16 protein-coding genes and 1 pseudogene are annotated in these 17,108 nt (G+C 36.2%); 11 read left to right on the top strand and 6 right to left on the bottom strand.

Annotated features, from left to right (window positions below; translation table 11 throughout):
- Positions 1–55 precede the first annotated feature (55 nt).
- Positions 56–793, bottom strand: coding sequence for an AP2 domain-containing protein (locus tag KBP50_RS16465; RefSeq protein ID WP_082240909.1), 738 nt, complete (start codon positions 791–793; stop codon positions 56–58).
- 67 nt (positions 794–860) lie between these two features.
- Here KBP50_RS16465 and KBP50_RS16460 point away from each other — a divergent pair, with 67 nt between their 5' ends.
- From KBP50_RS16460 to KBP50_RS16450, 3 genes are all read left to right on the top strand, one after another.
- A complete protein-coding gene (locus tag KBP50_RS16460; RefSeq protein ID WP_050351527.1) occupies positions 861–1,076 on the top strand; it encodes a hypothetical protein in 216 nt (71 codons plus the stop codon).
- Positions 1,076–1,390 (top strand): YolD-like family protein, encoded by a 315-nt coding sequence (locus tag KBP50_RS16455; protein ID WP_050351526.1) that lies wholly within the window; start codon positions 1,076–1,078, stop codon positions 1,388–1,390. The genes KBP50_RS16460 and KBP50_RS16455 overlap by 1 nt, the downstream gene beginning before the upstream one ends.
- A 144-nt stretch (positions 1,391–1,534) precedes the next feature.
- A complete protein-coding gene (locus tag KBP50_RS16450; RefSeq protein WP_050351525.1) occupies positions 1,535–2,203 on the top strand; it encodes a Panacea domain-containing protein in 669 nt (222 codons plus the stop codon).
- Between the two features lie 452 nt (positions 2,204–2,655).
- Here KBP50_RS16450 and KBP50_RS16445 read toward each other — a convergent pair whose 3' ends face one another.
- The gene (locus tag KBP50_RS16445; protein ID WP_050351523.1) at positions 2,656–2,859 is read right to left on the bottom strand and encodes a hypothetical protein; all 204 of its coding nucleotides are present in this window, start codon (positions 2,857–2,859) and stop codon (positions 2,656–2,658) included.
- Between the two features lie 6 nt (positions 2,860–2,865).
- A complete protein-coding gene (locus KBP50_RS16440; RefSeq protein ID WP_050351522.1) occupies positions 2,866–3,045 on the bottom strand; it encodes a hypothetical protein in 180 nt (59 codons plus the stop codon).
- Between the two features lie 441 nt (positions 3,046–3,486).
- Between KBP50_RS16440 and KBP50_RS16435 the strand changes: the two genes are divergently transcribed.
- The 4 genes from KBP50_RS16435 to KBP50_RS16420 all read left to right on the top strand — a co-directional run bounded on the left by KBP50_RS16435 (position 3,487) and on the right by KBP50_RS16420 (position 6,506).
- Positions 3,487–4,203, top strand: coding sequence for a hypothetical protein (locus tag KBP50_RS16435; RefSeq protein WP_050351521.1), 717 nt, complete (start codon positions 3,487–3,489; stop codon positions 4,201–4,203).
- A gap of 633 nt (positions 4,204–4,836) precedes the next feature.
- Positions 4,837–5,160: a PadR family transcriptional regulator gene (locus KBP50_RS16430; protein WP_050351520.1), complete on the top strand. Its 324-nt coding sequence runs from the start codon at positions 4,837–4,839 to the stop codon at positions 5,158–5,160.
- Positions 5,153–5,713 carry an HAAS signaling domain-containing protein gene (locus KBP50_RS16425; RefSeq protein ID WP_050351519.1) on the top strand — a complete coding sequence of 187 codons (561 nt, stop codon included), beginning with the start codon at positions 5,153–5,155 and terminating at the stop codon, positions 5,711–5,713. Before KBP50_RS16430 ends, KBP50_RS16425 begins: the two co-directional genes overlap by 8 nt.
- Positions 5,706–6,506, top strand: a complete 801-nt coding sequence (locus tag KBP50_RS16420; protein WP_050351518.1) for a DUF4097 family beta strand repeat-containing protein — start codon at positions 5,706–5,708, stop codon at positions 6,504–6,506. Before KBP50_RS16425 ends, KBP50_RS16420 begins: the two co-directional genes overlap by 8 nt.
- A gap of 142 nt (positions 6,507–6,648) precedes the next feature.
- Here the strand turns inward: KBP50_RS16420 and KBP50_RS16415 are convergent, their stop codons facing one another.
- Positions 6,649–7,272 (bottom strand): YdhK family protein, encoded by a 624-nt coding sequence (locus KBP50_RS16415; protein WP_050351517.1) that lies wholly within the window; start codon positions 7,270–7,272, stop codon positions 6,649–6,651.
- Between the two features lie 441 nt (positions 7,273–7,713).
- On the opposite strand from KBP50_RS16415, the gene KBP50_RS16410 reads away from it, so the two are divergent.
- A complete protein-coding gene (locus tag KBP50_RS16410; protein WP_050351516.1) occupies positions 7,714–9,099 on the top strand; it encodes a sensor histidine kinase in 1,386 nt (461 codons plus the stop codon).
- Positions 9,096–9,764, top strand: a complete 669-nt coding sequence (locus KBP50_RS16405) for a response regulator transcription factor (RefSeq protein ID WP_072741756.1) — start codon at positions 9,096–9,098, stop codon at positions 9,762–9,764. Before KBP50_RS16410 ends, KBP50_RS16405 begins: the two co-directional genes overlap by 4 nt.
- Before the next feature lie 153 nt (positions 9,765–9,917).
- Here the strand turns inward: KBP50_RS16405 and KBP50_RS16400 are convergent.
- Positions 9,918–10,148 (bottom strand): annotated as a pseudogene (locus KBP50_RS16400) (four-helix bundle copper-binding protein); the annotation flags it as partial.
- A gap of 247 nt (positions 10,149–10,395) precedes the next feature.
- Between KBP50_RS16400 and KBP50_RS16395 the strand changes: the two are divergent.
- Both KBP50_RS16395 and helD read left to right on the top strand, forming a co-directional pair.
- Complete coding sequence (locus KBP50_RS16395; protein WP_050351515.1) at positions 10,396–12,480, top strand: copper-translocating P-type ATPase; 2,085 nt, start codon at positions 10,396–10,398, stop codon at positions 12,478–12,480.
- A gap of 1,196 nt (positions 12,481–13,676) precedes the next feature.
- Positions 13,677–15,977, top strand: a complete 2,301-nt coding sequence (gene helD / locus KBP50_RS16390) for an RNA polymerase recycling motor HelD (RefSeq protein ID WP_050351514.1) — start codon at positions 13,677–13,679, stop codon at positions 15,975–15,977.
- Between the two features lie 137 nt (positions 15,978–16,114).
- Here helD and KBP50_RS16385 read toward each other — a convergent pair whose 3' ends face one another.
- Positions 16,115–16,711, bottom strand: a complete 597-nt coding sequence (locus KBP50_RS16385) for a hypothetical protein (RefSeq protein ID WP_128743383.1) — start codon at positions 16,709–16,711, stop codon at positions 16,115–16,117.
- Between the last annotated feature and the right edge of the window lie 397 nt (positions 16,712–17,108).

Below are 17,108 nucleotides of genomic sequence, written 5' to 3'. Positions count from 1 at the left end.
GCATTTATTAACTATCTATAATATAACAAATGCGATAACGCATGTCAATGCATAATTAAAACTTTTTCAATCTTTTTTCATCGTGCCCTTGCAAATAAGGTTTGTGATACTTATCCTCAGCCTGTTTCCGTGCTTTTATAGCAGCGCTTTTAGATTTAAAACTGCCTAAATCTAATCGCTTGCCGCCGATTCCTATGTAAGCATTCCAAAGCTTTTTATTTGAATTATAATAAACGCCTTTAACGCCGCTTTTATTATCTGATCGTAGCTTAGACTTTAAAAGGGAGACGTTGACATCATCAATATAACTAGCTTTGTACATATCTCTAAGATTTACTTTATCTTGATCTCGTTTTAAGCAACCACAGGACTTCGTTTCTTCGGTGGTTAAATAAATGCCTTTAACATCAACATAAGTATCACAATCACACTTACATCGCCAAGCGATACGTCCGTCTATTTTATAATCTAGCTTTTTAATTACAGTTAACCTTCCGTATCGTTTTCCGGCTAAATCATTTCCTTTTTTAGGCGTGGCTTTACAACCGCACGATTTCGAATTTCCGCTAGTTAAAGAGGATTGGCGTATAGTCTTTTCCTCACCACACTCGCATCTACATTTCCAGTACCTAACAGTACCTTTTTTAGGTGCTTCTTCAACCAGTGTCCAGTGGTTGAATGTTTGCCCTGGTTTTAAATTAAGTCTAGGCATTGCATTACCTCCAGCACGTAATAATCTTGTTAGTGCTATTATATATCCTTTAAGGTTGTGGGCAACAAAAACATTTTCCATAAAATGACACGCACACTAGTTCTCTTTTATGTTATAATAAGAACAAATGTTCTAAGGTGGTGCGATCATGTTAGGATTATTTAAACGGTCTATAGAGAGTAAACAAAAGATAATCATTTTTTATATAGATAGCGATAATAAGTTGACAGAGCGTTATATACGTGTAATTGAAATTAAAGAAAATAGTATTTTAGCCTATTGTTTTTATCGTAAACAAGTACGAACATTTAACATGGAAAATATCTTATCCGCTGGAAAAGTAAGAAAGAAGGTCGTTTCATAATGGTTAATGATCGAGGTACAATAAAATGGACATCTATCATGATGCCAGAGCACGTGGAAATGTTGCAGAAAATGTGGAAAGAGCAAGACCACGAGGAAATGCCTATATTAGACGAACAGCAGAAAGAAGAAATAAACAATAAGCTGTTAATGGCTGTGGCGAATGATCTAACGGTCGAATTGAAATACTTTGATAACCATGATTTTTATAAGGTAAAAGGTAAAATAACCAGTATCAATAAACAAAATAAATACATAAGCATAGCTGGTCAACATTTGCCTTTTGAAAATATCATTGATGTGTGGATTAAATAACATTATACGAATATTATAAAAAAGGTTCGTACCAAAAATTACCTAAAATGAGCTAATTATGTTTCAAAAATTAATTTTTTGTACTATAATAAGCATATAGACTTATTTTGAATAAAATTTCTGAAATTTCGAGGAGGTATAGTTTTGGGAGAAGTTAAAGCGATTGATGTCGCTAAGTGGTTTATGAAGCATAAACTTGATTCCCCTAGGAACACTTTTGATGGCAATATGAAATTGCAGAAGCTGTTATATTTTTCTCAACTTATTCATTATGCGAATCACAATAAAATATTATTCTCTGAAGAGATGAAGGCTTACGAAAACGGAACTGTTATTAACGATGTTCGCTTGACTTATAGAAACGAGTTAGATCAACTAGTAGATCAAGCAGAGGATTTTGAAGGATTTAACAGCCCTGAAGTCGACTATACTTTAAATTTAACGTCAGAAATATTCGGCGGTATGAACGCGAAAGAACTTTCGGATTTGAATCATGAATTTGTTAGTTGGAAAGTGCCTTTTAAAGAATCGCAAACTGATCAGCCTGGACGTTATATAAGAGAAAAAAATGTTATTAATCCGTTAGATGGTTTGTTTTTGGAAGATGTGAGAAACGTAAAACAAATGTTAGAAGCATATTGCGAGAATGAGGATGATATGAATTACGAAGTAGTAAATGGGGTCACATTTTATTATAACTCAAGTGAAATACACTTAGACGAAAAGATATTAGCAAAACTGGGAGAATTGAAGTGTTCAGATGAAGTATATACGGTGACTATGGATAAAGAGCAAGGGTTAATTATATCTTGATTACCCCTGGTTATGTACTAGCTCTTCAACTTCCGTTTGCTAACGGAACCCCATGTAATGCGAAAAGACCATTTCTTGTAATAGATAAAAATAACGGAACTCTTGATCTTCTTAACATATCATCGACTAGAGGGAAAGAGAAAAAGTTACTTTATCCTTCGAACGAGAAGATAAAGAAATATTTTCCCCCTCTAGATCAACCATCTTTTTTAAAGTTAGATGAATTATATACCATAGACTATTTTAACGATCTACATAAATCTATTTATAAACATAGGAAGCCTATCATCCCTAATGAATTTAATAGGCTACTACATAAGTTTTATGCATATAAACAAAAAAATGAAGTGAAAGCTGTTAAATATATTGAGAAAATGGTAAGACAAGAAAATTTTTTGTGATTTATTAAGTTTATTAAAAAAGAAAGCCCTTACTACAGGGCTTTTTATAATTCATTTAAACAACTTCTTGATCAGTTTAAACACATCAAATGTTGTTTTATTATATACCTTATTATAAGCCGCCTTTTTAGGATTGCGTACCCATCCATAGCCTTTAGGCATCTTTAAGCCCGCACGATGGACAACCTGCCTTTTTATGCTTGTCCTAGCAGCTACACGCTTTTTAAGGCTAGGCTTACGCATGCCGAATTTCAATTGGATTCACTCCTTTAATGACTGTTCCCGTTCTTGTATAAGCTGTTTTAATTCTTCTATATCTTCATTTGTTGCTTGCTTACGAATAAAGCTTCTAGCTGTAGATCGGTTGCGCAAGTACCTGCTTCTTTCTCTATTCTTTTCTTGCCAGCGCTTATTTGCTTCTGTTTGATTGCTTTTTTTCAAGGCGCTTCTTCTCCTTTTCTAAACGTTTTTTCTTAAGGATTAAAAATAGATGGCGTATGATCAACGGTACAGCAATAATCCACACTATAATGATCATTAGGTTTAATATATCCATATAGTTTGTGGTATACTTAGGGTAGAGAGAGGAGTATTAACCTCCTCGTCTCTTTCTTCTGTTTTCTAGCTCTAACTTTTTGATTTCTAACTTTGTTTTCCGTGAGGTCAGCCAAATCTGACGGACAGTTAGAATCGAAATTGTTAGGGCTATAATTCTTCCTAAGTCATCCACTTTGTCACCTCCTTTCTATACTTCTATTATACTATCGATAGTATATGAAGTCAAGCTATTTTGAAAGTTTTTTTAATTATTTTAGAAAAATAATAATCCTATTTAGCTATATATGATATGGTAATATGTAGTAGTATAGGAGGGGATTATATATGAAGAAAGTTATTATTTTTAGTTTCTTATTAATCTTTTTAAGCGCTTGCGGTAATGATTTAGTGCATGAAGATATTGAAAGAGATTATAAGCAAATAGAGAAAACAGCCGATAAGGTTTACAAGTCTGAAAAAGGATCTAGTGAAAAACAGCAAAAATTATTTAATGATTTTTATGACAAATATGTCATTGGTCAATTTGAAGAGAAGAACGGAAGCATCTACGAAATGAATGATTTGGAAAAAGATATAATATTTGAAGCTCAAAATTTATGGATTGAAGCCATTACGAGCGAGTATAAGGAGAACCTTGTTAGTGGGGATACATATAAAGAAACCAAAGAAAAGATTAACGAGTATTTATCTTTAAAGAAAATACCTAAAGAACTAGAGGGCAAGCACCCAACCTACGAATTAGTTGAGGGCACCCCCGAACCTTTTGAAAAAGAAGTAAAAGAACTATTTAATTTATTGGACATACCTATGAACAGTGATAATCCTACTTTTACAGAAAACGAATACCTTCCGCTCGTAAGATTTTTAAACAAATGTTCTGGCGTTAGTTATGAGTATGACGGGAAAAATTATTACATAGAAAGCGATATGCGAAAAATAGTGGATTTATTTGAAACAATTCAATTCGAAGTAGATGAAGAGTATCTCAACGATTCAACCGTTGAAGAATTTAATGCACAGAAAGAAATATGGGATTTGTAAAAAGAGAAGGTTTTTACGCCTTCTCTTTTTACTCATTTAAAATCAAGAAACACCTGTCCGCGCTTGCTTAAAAAACCTCCCCCAAAACCTCCCCCAAAACCTCCCCCAAATGTTTAATTTAGAATAGGTCATTTTACAAAGCAAGATTTTTTCTAACTATTAACAAACCCTTATACATCAAGCTTATAATTGCCTTGACCAATGTCATTTAATCAGCTATCATTATCTTATATATATAGGTACTGTTTAATGTATAGTAGTGATGAGGGGGACTGCTGTGAATTAAAGGCAGAAGAAGTGATTTTCAATTTTCTACGTTTAACCCGTATATAAGATGCTGTAAGGCTCCCGCTTCAGGTGCTGAATAATCTATAATACAACAAGTCTAAGCGGGAGATAACAGCACCTAAATGCCCTATTTCGAAGAGGTCTTTAGGTCATACCATTACGGTACTAACCATCAGTGGGGGATGAATGAAACTCCCACTGATTGAAGATTCATTTTATCTCCTCTAATGTAATGATATCTACTTTTAGTTATTCATAGCATTTACAGTGCTGTACTCTACTTTAACATTTAGATATTCCAGTAAAATTTAATGTTAAAAAATAAAAATGAGGAGCATGGACTGCATGAATGTTCAATTTAAAAAGGGTGCATTGGAATTATGTGTGCTTGCTTTATTAGATAAGCAAGATCATTATGGCTATGAGCTGGCAAACAAGATATCTAAACGGGTAGCAATTTCTGAAGGGTCGGTCTATCCGTTATTAAGAAGGCTTGCTAAAGAAGAATACTTTACAACTTATTTACAGGAGTCATCCGAAGGTCCATCGCGAAAATATTATCGTCTAACAGATAAAGGCAGGGACTATCTACATCAATTGATTCATGAATGGGTGCAGTTTACGCAAGGCGTAAATAAGCTGTTGCAGGAGGGTGATCATATTGAATAAAAAGGAATTTATGAAAAAGTTAATTGTAGGAATTAAAAAGCTTCCTAAAGAAGAACAACAAGAAGTAATCCAGGACTTCGAGGAGCATTTCGCTGTAGGTCTGGCGGAAGGGAAAACGGAAGCGGAAATTGCTGCTGCGTTAGGGACTCCAAACCAGGTTGCAAAAGAACTTGTAGCAACTTATCATCTTGAAAAAGCGGACCATACTTCCAATACCGGAAATATCTTCAGAGCCGTTTGGGCCGTTATCGGGTTAGGTTTCTTTAATTTAGTAATTGTGCTAGGTCCGTTTATAGCTTTAGTATCGATTATTGCTTCTGGATGGGTTGTGGGTGGTTCGTTTATATTATCGCCATTGCTTATGTTAGTGAATGTCATTCTTTACCCAGAGACGTTTATCTTTTTTGATTTTTTTGTGTCCATCGGTTTGACAGGGGTAGGTATATTTATCGTTATTGGAATGTATTATGTAACCCGTTATTTGTCAAAAGGTTTTATTCATTATTTGCATTTTAATGTTAAGTTGGTTAAAGGTGGTCTAAAAGATGAGTAGATTGAAAAAATGGAGCCTTGTTGCAATCATATTTATTATAATTGGTGGTGTAGGGTGTTTATTTACCTTTAAATCACTAGCTAGACAGGAAGTGGCTGTAACAAAGGAAGTGTCTGCAGATGAAGTAACAAATTTAGAATTTGAATTGGTTAACGAGGAAGTCACCATTGTACCGACTGAAAAATCAGATATATCCATAGAACTAAAGGGGAGAAGCAACCGTCCTGACAAGGAATTTCTGGAGATAGAGCAACAAGATGGAACATTAATCGTTCGCAAAAAGCCTGAAAAGTTTAGAATTCAATTTTTTAACCGAGGTGATTCATTAACATTAACCGTTCGATTACCTCAAAAAGAGTTTGCGTCCATGCAAATAGATTCAAAAAATGGAGCTATTTATGGAGAGCAGTTTTCAGTGAAAACATTACACGCCTCAGCTGCGAATGGAAAGATCGTGCTTGAACAAGTGAAAACAGATACCACGGAAGTAAGCACCCGTAATGGAGGCGTGGAACTGAGTCATGTAGAAGGAAGACTTATTGGAAAAACAAGTAATGGGTCAATGGCTCTACTAACAGATAAATTAAATCAATCCATGGAGTTAAATACAAAAAATGGAAGTATTGATATCAACGTAAAAGAAGAGCCAACGAATGTAACATATGATTTGCGCACAGATAATGGTGGGATTGAGGTGTTTGGTAATGACGATTGGGATACAGTAGTTGGGGATGGGACTCATATTATTAAGGCTGTAACTGCTAATGGAAGTATTGCTATAATGAAACAGTAGTCCTGGAGTTGGGGTAAGGTATTGAGTTTGGCAATAATGCCCCGACATAGTTTAGCTTCAAAGTTGTAATACAATTTTTATGTATGTAGGATTCAGTGGACAAATTGTCACTGAATCCTTCTTCTTTTAACCACGCATTTAGTTATTCTTCTACCGGTGATAGTTCATCTTCTGTAACCCATTTATGATTTTTAACTTCTTCACCCGATGTGGTTGATGTATAATCAACCATATATACAGTAGTTTGTTCGGCTGAATCAATCGTCGCTGTTGCGCCTTCCATGCCTTTCATATGGGAAGCTTGTATAGTTGCCTCTTCCCCAGGTTCCAATGGTTCTTCACCAACATTCTTTAATTCTTCGTGAATGACCCATTTATGATCCTCCACTTTTTCACCACCGTCTGTAGGAGTGTATGTGACGGTATATACGGTTGTATCATAAGCGCCGACAATCGTTGCTTCAGCACCTTTCATCCCTTCCATATGGCTAGCTTCAATAATCGCTTTGCTGCCAATTGGAAATGTTGGATTTTCTGCTTCTTTTAATCCTTCAGGAACTTCTCCAGAGCCGGAATGATCCATTTTCTTATCATCTGTACCATTAGATTCATTGCCTTGATTTTCTTGTTGTTGTTTTTCTTCTTGTTGTTGATTTGCTTCTGGGTCTCCATTATCTTGTTTGGTATCCTGGTCGGTTCCGCAAGCGGCAAGAACTGTGGCGAAAATAATTACCATGAAACCTAGCATCCATTTTTTAAAATTCATTTGAAATTACCTCCTATGAAAAATTGCCTTTAGTTATAGTAAAATACCCTGCATATTTGCAGATTATATGCAGTTTTTATGACATATTTTTCCCTGATGCTAAAAAATATGCTTGCTCTGCACAGAAACTTAATATTTTCCTTATAGGATAGAATCATCCTCCATTTATAGATAGCTTGCACATATTTTAGAAATAATATTATGAAAAGAACGATTGGTTTTAAGAAGTGTTTTGTTACTGAAACAGTTTATTCTGCTTAGAATCTTACACCTCCATTAAAACACCCTTCAATTATTTGCGATATTGTTTACATTACTAAAAGATTCGTGCTAACGGATTTATAGGTGTTTTTTAATCCTTTTTCTATATAAAAATGTCCTATACCTACTCTTTCTTCTACCTCCATGTTACGATTTTGGTAGAAAGAGGGTGAGAACTCCGTGTTTAATCGACTATCGCTAAAAATTGGGGTGCTGTTCTTTGGATTTATTTTACTTATCGGCGGTATTCTTTATTATATTCTCTACATTCACTTAGCCAATGGACGAATTGAAGAAGTAATTCATAATTTGTTAGCGAGAGGGAATACGCATAGTGATGTTCTGGAGGATAATTTTACTGATACAACGATGGAACATGTCGGTTTAATGGAATCTGAGTCTGATTTTGTAGTTATTATTACAGATGCGGATGGCGATGTGCTTGTTCGTTCTGATCCTTTGCAACCAGAAATGACGGAGATTATTAATCAAACGAATTATGATGCGATACCTTCTGATGGAATTGTAGTGGAAGATAAGTGGCAAGAAAAACGGTATCTTGCGACAGATAGCCCAATTAGTATTCAAGGAGAACACCGTGGGCATGTATTTATGTTTGCCCCGACAGAACAAATAAGGAGTATATTAGACCAATTAAGTGAGCAGTTCAAATTAATCGGAGTTATTGCTGTAGCTGTAACTATTATTACCATACTTATTTTATCGCGGTTCATTACGGTACCGTTAATGAAAATGAAACAAGCAACAGAGCAATTAAGTGAAGGAAATAATGATGTAGAGTTATCTGTGGAGAGGCGTGATGAATTAGGAGAGTTGTCCAAATCCATTCAGTCTTTAGCCGATGACTTAGATCGGCTGAAAAATGAGAGAAAAGAATTTTTGGCTAGTATATCTCATGAATTACGTACACCACTCACTTATATTAAAGGCTATGCGGATATTATTCATCGCCAACCATTACCTGAAGAAGAGCTAAAAACATATATTGGAATTATTAGAGAAGAGGCGGATGAACTATCCGACTTGATAAAAAATTTGTTTGAATTAGCAAAAATGGACAGGCACTCCTTTGTTGTTAAGAAGCAAGCTGTTCATGTATATGAATTAATAAATTCTATTGTCGATTTGATGCAACCGACGCTGCAAAAAAATAAGCTTACAGTATCTATTCAATGTCCTAAAGATAGGCTCGTGTTAGTAGATCCTAACCGATTTCAGCAAGTTGTATTAAATATTTTGGATAACGCTGTAAAGCACTCACCGCACCATAGTTCAATTACAATCGAAGTGGAAACGTACGGCGACGAAGTAGATATCGTTATACACGATCAGGGAGAAGGTATTCCCGAAAAAGATTTGCCCTTTGTATTTGAACGTTTATATCGCGTGGAGAAATCACGCTCTCGAAAAAGTGGTGGTAGCGGCTTGGGATTACCAATTGCTAAAGAAATTGTGGAGTCCCATGGAGGTACAATAAAACTGAATAGCCGATATGGGCAAGGAACCAGTGTATTTATTCGTATACCGGGGAGGGGAACCGCTTGAAAAACGTTTTATTAGTAGATGATGAAAAGCGAATGTTAGATTTATTAGCGTTATACTTGCAGCCTTACAATTACACTTGTACAAAAATAAAAAATGGAAAGGAAGCGCTCTATTATTTACAGAAGCAATCGATGGATATCGTTTTACTAGATATCATGATGCCTGATATCGATGGATGGGAGCTCTGCAAACGCATTCGGGAATTTTCTGATATCCCAATTATGATGATTACTGCCAGAGATCAACAAGATGATATTGTGAAAGGGTTACGCTTAGGAGCAGATGATTATCTAACGAAGCCTTTTGATGAACAGGAATTGTTAGCTAGAATGGAAGCATTATTACGGCGAACGGAACCAAAAAAGCATATAGAAGCGAGCGGTTTACGTTGGGATGAGGAAAGATTTGAACTGACATATAATAACCAGCTTATTAGACTTACACCAAAAGAATTTCTAATGATTGGAAAGCTAATGAAGAATCATGGAATCGTATTTACCAGAGAACAGTTAATAGACTTGATTTGGGGATTTCACTCAGAAACAGAAGGAAGAACGGTGGATTCTCATATTCGCAATATACGTGAGAAAATAAGGCAGGCAGGATTTCCAATAGATGATTACTTAATTACTGTTTGGGGTGTTGGCTACAAGTGGGAGATGTAAAATAAAGCCTGCTCGTTCTTCTGGACGACAAAAAAAGTCCAGAAGAATGAAGCTCAAAATTCGTTACAGGCTTATTGAACAATAAGCCATTTCGCTTATTGTCTAAGAGGATGCTTTTAAATTCCCTTAGTGAAAAAGGGCGAGTGATTAAGCGGCGCGGCAAGCTTCCGCACATAACGCAGTTAGCTCGGAAACAAATGGCGTCCCTCGAGTAAGTGCTTGTTCGACATAGCTACAAATATCTGCGCATTCACGATCTAAACGAATGCAATTTGCCATCATGTTTAAATCCTCTTCTTGTAAGCAGGCATCATAGCAATGATTACAAGCCGTCATACATTCATGCAGTGCTTGAATTAATTCTTTGTGTTGTTCATGTGCCATATTTATCTTCCTCCTAAAAATTATTTGTAGTTATGTTTCCCGTGATCGAGTACTTTAAACATAGATTTTAAATGTTTAAGCGGACTCTAAAGTAGGTTATTGAATAATAAACTGTGTTTGTAAAGATATAAAGATATAAAAAAATCAATATATATTGTTTGACAATTACCATAGGGGGGTATAGTATAGTGATATATAAATCACCGAAATATACACATTAATAATAAAAAGAGTAGGAGGTATACAGATGAAACAAAACGATCATCACAATCATCATGATCACAGTCATCACAATAACCACTCTCATCATGAACACGATCGTCAATCTCATGAAGGGCATGATAATGACCAACATCATGGACATTCACATGGACACCATCACGGCGGTCATGATCACGGAGACATGGTAAATGATTTTAAAAAGCGGTTTTTTATTTCACTGATTATTACCATTCCAATTCTAGCCTTATCTCCAATGATTCAAGGGTTCATAGGTGTTGATTGGAGATTCCCGTACGACCAATATATCTTATTTGCTTTATCAACATTTGTCTTCTTCTACGGCGGCTGGCCATTCATCACAGGAGCCATTGATGAATTAAAAGGCAAAAATCCAGGAATGATGACATTAATTGGTCTGGCTATTGTTGTTGCATATGGATACAGCTCCCTTACGGTATTTGGCTGGGCAGGAAAGGATTTCTTTTGGGAATTAGCAACACTGATTGATATTATGCTACTTGGGCATTGGGTGGAGATGCGTTCTGTTATGGGAGCATCCAATGCATTAGAGCAACTGGTAAAATTAATGCCGAATGAGGCGCATAAATTAGATGAGCAAGGAAATGTCAAAGATGTACCTTTATCCGAGTTAAAAAGCAAGGATTATGTCCTTGTAAAGCCAGGGGAAAAAATCCCAGTTGATGGAATAATTATTGACGGAAAATCAGCTGTAGACGAATCATTGCTTACTGGCGAATCTGTGCCAATAGAAAAAGAGAAAAACGACGAAGTCATTGGTGGATCGATAAATAAAGAGGGCTCGCTTACGATTCAAGTAGAAAAAACAGGGGAAGAATCGTTTTTATCGCAAGTTGTTACGATGGTAAAAGAAGCGCAAGAATCGAAATCCAAAACGCAAGACTTAACGAATCGAGCGGCAAAATTGTTGTTTTATATCGCGTTAGTTTCAGGTTTTGCAACACTCTTTATTTGGCTATTGCTAGGGCATCCGTTTGATGTAGCTATGGAACGTATGGTTACGGTTATGGTTATTACTTGTCCGCATGCGCTAGGGTTAGCGGCTCCTTTGGTTGTTGCAGTCTCTACATCCATTTCTGCTAAAAAAGGGTTACTTATTCGTAACCGTGCTAATTTTGAAGGTGCTAGAAACTTAAATGCAGTTGTCTTTGATAAAACAGGAACATTGACAAAAGGTGAATTTGGCGTAACAGATATTGTACCAATGGAAGGGAAAAATGAAGGCGATGTCCTTTTATATGCAGCTAGTGTGGAACAAAATTCTGAACATCCGATAGCTACAGGAATTGTGGAATCAGCTAAGGACAAAGGAATTAACATTGCTAAAGTTACAGATTTCGAATCCATTACCGGAAAAGGGATTCAAGGTAAGGTAAATGGAAAAGTAGTGAATGTTGTTAGTCCGAAGTATGTTAATGATCAGCAGCTTGACTATGATAAGAAGTTATTCAACCAAATGTCTGAGCAAGGGAAGACCGTTGTGTTCGTCCTTATTAATGATCAGCTGATTGGGATGATCGCTTTAGCAGATATAATTCGTGAAACAGCAAAAGAGGCGATCGCATTACTTAAAGAGCAGGATATCCATTCTATTATGCTTACAGGTGATAATCAAAAAGTAGCCAATTGGGTAGCTGAACAGCTTGGGGTGGATGAAGTATATGCTGAGGTGCTTCCTAATGATAAAGCGAGCCAAGTAAAAGAAATTCAACGCAAAGGCTGGAAGGTAGCGATGACTGGGGACGGTGTAAATGACGCACCGGCATTAGCTACAGCGGATCTAGGAATTGCTATCGGAGCAGGTACGGATGTAGCAATGGAAACAGCCGATGTTGTACTAGTGAAAAGTAATCCAAAAGATGTTGTCGCTCTTATGGAGCTATCTAAAAAAACATACCGAAAAATGGTTCAAAACCTATGGTGGGCAGCGGGATATAATATATTTGCAATTCCGTTAGCAGCAGGGGTGCTTGCTCCGATAGGAATTGTGCTAAGTCCAGCTGTTGGTGCTGTGCTCATGAGTTTAAGTACAGTCATTGTAGCCATTAATGCCAAGCTGTTAAAAGCCTAAAATGATTGAGGATTGTAAATAAACGAAGGTTGATTATTCCTAATGATGGATAATCAGCCTTTTTTGTATGATAAGAAAGCATAAAATGAGGTGCTTGGGGATAAAGAACTAACCGAATAGCCGTCCGGCGCATGAGCCCAGCAACGATGTGACTTTAGAAATGCGCCCTATGATAAGTTATCATCGGTTCGTCTCTAAGAGGAAGGTCGACTAAAAACGGGCTTGCCGCTCAGGCGTCGGCATACCCCTGTTTTTAGTGGCATGATTCCTAAATCTTTAGTTGATTCGTTCCATTCGCTACGTTGCTAAACGGGCGCCCTGCGCCTTTGTTCCACTATAGTAAAGTATAAGATTTTTTTGGTTTATAGTATAAGAAAAACAAAGGCTTCCGCCAGAAGACTTGGCGACTAGCCAAGTTTTTCTAAAAAGATAAGAAAGTATAAAATTTGTTGCTTTGGGATAAGGAAATAACTGAATAGCCACGTCCGGCTTTAGCGCCCAGCAACTAGGCGACTTCACGAAATCGCCCTACGATAAGTCATCATCGGTTCGTTACCTCACCGTGATTCCTTTATCTCAGTTGATTCGTTCCATTCGCTACGTTGCTAAACGGGCGCCCTGCGCCTTTGTTCTATGTATAAGCGGGGGGAAGAGACCATTGTTTTGGTACTTGCTTATAATTTAGAGAGCAGCGTTACTTTTTAAAAGTTCAAATTCACTTTCCGTCAAATCTTGATGGTTGTTGTAAGCCAGGCTACCATCTAATTTAAAAGAGTATGTATCAAATAAAATACGTAGGTACATAAAGTGTGTAGTTTAATATAAAAGCAAAGCGAGATGTTGCAATGCGCGATTTTATTAGATGTGTCCATTTATTCAAAAATATAATGCACTCACAGGGTATATAAAAAATACACCTTTACAATGAATTTTAATACATAGAAAGTGGCTTAGAAAATTGTGGAGCATGTTCTTTACAGAATCGGAAAATATAGATATTAGCGGAAATGTTTATTGGGGAGACGCATATTGTAAGATAAAGTGTGAAATGCAAAATAAACCTATTGAAGCAAGGCGATAAAAATGCTATGCTATATAGGTTGAGGTGAGGTTTTATATTTTTTTATATAAGTATCTAATTTTATTATAGCGTATCTAGAACCGAAAGTCAATAAAAATGATAAGGAGTTGATAGAATGACTCAAATGCACCAGGATTTTCCTTATGAACAACGACGTGTAGACCATATTCACGAGGAAATAAAGCAAAAAGAGTTAAAAATAGCGGCTAAAACATCGCACTTGAAACAAGACGTCATTGAATTGCGAAAAACGTTTTGGGATGACGTGACTGTAAATTTGGATGAGCCTGACGATGTGATTGAAACAGAAGCAAGCATTAAACAGCAAGCAGAGTTATTGACGCAAAAAGAAACCATTCATGGCAGTTTAGCGAAAGAATTAAGGACATTAAATAGACTTAAAGACAATCCTTATTTTGGTCGAATTGATTTTACAGAAGATGGTGAAGAAAAAGAGTCTATTTATATTGGCATTGCTTCGTTAATGGATAGCGCCGAAGATAATTTTCTTATCTATGATTGGAGAGCCCCAATATCAAGTCTTTACTATGACTATGCATTAGGCAGTGCGAGCTATCAAACGTTAGATGGAGACGTCTCTGGAGAAATATCGTTGAAGCGACAATTTATTATTCGTAATGGAGTAATAAAAGCAATGTTTGATACAGGACTTACAATTGGTGATCAATTGCTACAAGAAGCTCTAGGTAATAATGCAAGTACGACGATGAAAAGTATTGTCGCAACGATTCAAAAAGAGCAGAATAAAATCATTCGTAACGAAAAGAGCAAATTATTAGTAGTGCAAGGGGTAGCGGGTAGTGGGAAAACTTCTGCCGCATTACAAAGGATCGCTTATTTGATGTATCGTTATCGGAAGCAATTAAATCCGGAAAATGTCATGCTATTTTCGCCAAATCCTTTATTTTCAAGCTATATCCGTAATGTGTTACCTGAACTTGGTGAGGAGAATGTAAGACAAACTACTTTTTACTACTTTGTGGAAGAAAAAACAGGAGAAGAATTTTCAATTGAATCCCCTTTTACACAAATGGAGTATATGCTGACAAATAAAGGAACAACAGATGGTCAAATTCGTATGCAAGGGATTGCCTATAAATCTTCGCTCGCATTTAAGGAAGTGATCGATAATTATGTTGCTTGTTTATATATTTCCGGGGTTTGTTTTAAACCTGTTGTGTTTCGCAACCAAGTTATTATTTCGAACGAGGCAATCGCTAATTATTTTTACTCGTTGGATTCTTCCGTTTCTTTATTCAATCGGATGGAACTAGTCGCAAACTGGCTGTTGAAGGAACTAGCTTTGATTCAAAAGCGGGAAGTTTCGAAGGATTGGGTAGAAGAAAAAATAGAATTGTTGGATAAAGAAGCCTATGCGAAGGCGTATTATAAGGCACAAAAGCAAGCTGCTGGAAGCGTAGTGGACGAAGAGATGATTTTAAGAAAAGCCGTTGTGAGTAAAATGTTTGCTCGTATCAAGAAGCGAATAAAACAGTATGCGTTTGTCGATGTTCCAAAAACATTTGCACAATTGTTTAAGCATCAGGAACAACAAAAGGATCTGCCAACGGAATGGAATGATATTGCTGCACAAACGATAAAAAATATTCAGTCCAATATCTTGGGGTGGGAAGACGCAGCGCCATATGCGTACTTTAAAGGCAAACTGCTTGGAGATATGGCGGATCGTTCCGTGCGCTATTTAGTAATAGATGAGGCACAGGATTTTTCCGCTTTTCAATTTGCCTATATTAAGGAGTTGTTTCCACATACGAGAATGACGCTATTAGGGGATGTGAATCAAGCTATTTATAATCCCATATCTAAACAAAATCCATTACTTTTAGATGAAAAAAATGATGTGGAGCGAATTACATTAACGAAAAGCTATCGTCCTACGAAACAGCTTGTCCAATTTACAAGGCATTTCGCCCCTGGTAAAGATGTTATTGAGCCGTTTGAACGAGAAGGAAACAAACCAAAGCTTGTTGATGTAAAAGAAGAAAATCAGCTTGTAGAAGTGCTAATTAATGAGGTACAAGAACTGTTTCAAAAAGGATATGAAACGATAGCGCTCGTTACGAAATCGATACAGGAAAGTAAACAATTATATAAGACATTAAAAGGAAAGATAGATTGTATATTAGTTGATGAAGAGACATACACGTTTACAAAAGGGATTTTAATCATTCCGGTGTATTTAGCAAAAGGCATTGAATTTGATGCGGTAGTTATTCCAGATGCAACAAACAAGCATTATACAAAGGAAGATCAAATCTTATTTTATACAGCTTGTACGCGAGCAATGCATGAATTATCGATAATGGTTACAGGTGAGCCAACCGCCTTTATAAAGGAAACGCCTAAAAACACGTATCAAATGACCGAGATTTAGAGCATGTTTATAACAGATGCAAACGAAAATACGTAAAAAAGATGGGGCGCTGTTAACTTGGCTACTTATCCGTATGAATGAGTAGTCAAGTTTTTTATTAGCTCCGTTTTAAAATAGTGGAAAATTCCTTCTATTACTTATCGCCTATTTCTTGAAACACGTAAGTTATGGAATGAAAAGATATGTACCATCGCTTTTGTAAAATAAATGACTTTACCTGTAAACAAAATGATTGTCGTCGAATGATAAATAGCGATGGTTTTACAAATTGCCTTTCCTCCTACTGTAAATGCAGCGATAACACTTGTTAATAGAACAGAAACAAATATAAAGACGATGGATCCTTCTGAAGTTTGAATTAGTTTTGCTAGTTGGAATACGACAGCTGTAGAGGCTGCACCACTAACAATCCCTGCGATATCACCAACTACATCATTGAATAAACTGGAAAACACAGGTGCTTTTTTGGCGATGAAAGCTGCTTCTTTAGCTCCCTTTACTTTTTTAGCGGCCATGGCATGAAAATGCTTCTCTTTTGAGGTAGCAGCAGCAAGACCAACTGTATCTCCAATAATCCCTATCATTATAAACACTAATACGATAAATAAGCTTAATAATAAACCCGATCCTTCTTGGAATAATGTAGATATCAATGCAAATACAAATGCCATTCCAAATGTGAGCACGCTAATTTTACTACTCCATTGCAACGATTGCCGCATCAGTCTAAACAATTCTTAACCTCCTATTATATCCTCTTTCGCGTTTTGTTAAAGGGGGCTCTTCCGGCTACCACCCCGGAAGAGCAACATGAATTACCTGTACTACCAGCTTTCGTTTATTCCTTAAACTAAAATATTTAATATAAGGAATAAACTTTCACTATAACAAATAAAGTTGCTTATAAGAAACTTATAATATATTTTCCAAAAAATCAAGCATTTTCACTTGCTATTTAAAAATTTTTAAAGCAATTAAACCTGTAGAACATACTACGTTAGTAAAGGACCCTAATCTGTATCTATGATTGTGGTACGCTACGGAAACTTTAAAACTTACGTCAAAAATTCATTTATCCAGCATATAAGGTGCTGTAAGACTTCTACTTGAAGTTGGATAATCTGTACTAAC

The sequence above is a fragment of the Virgibacillus pantothenticus genome (genome assembly GCF_018075365.1).
Lineage (GTDB): Bacteria > Bacillota > Bacilli > Bacillales > Amphibacillaceae > Virgibacillus > Virgibacillus pantothenticus.
Note: the sequence above shows the minus strand (reverse complement) of the source record. Positions and strands in the feature narration are given on the sequence as shown.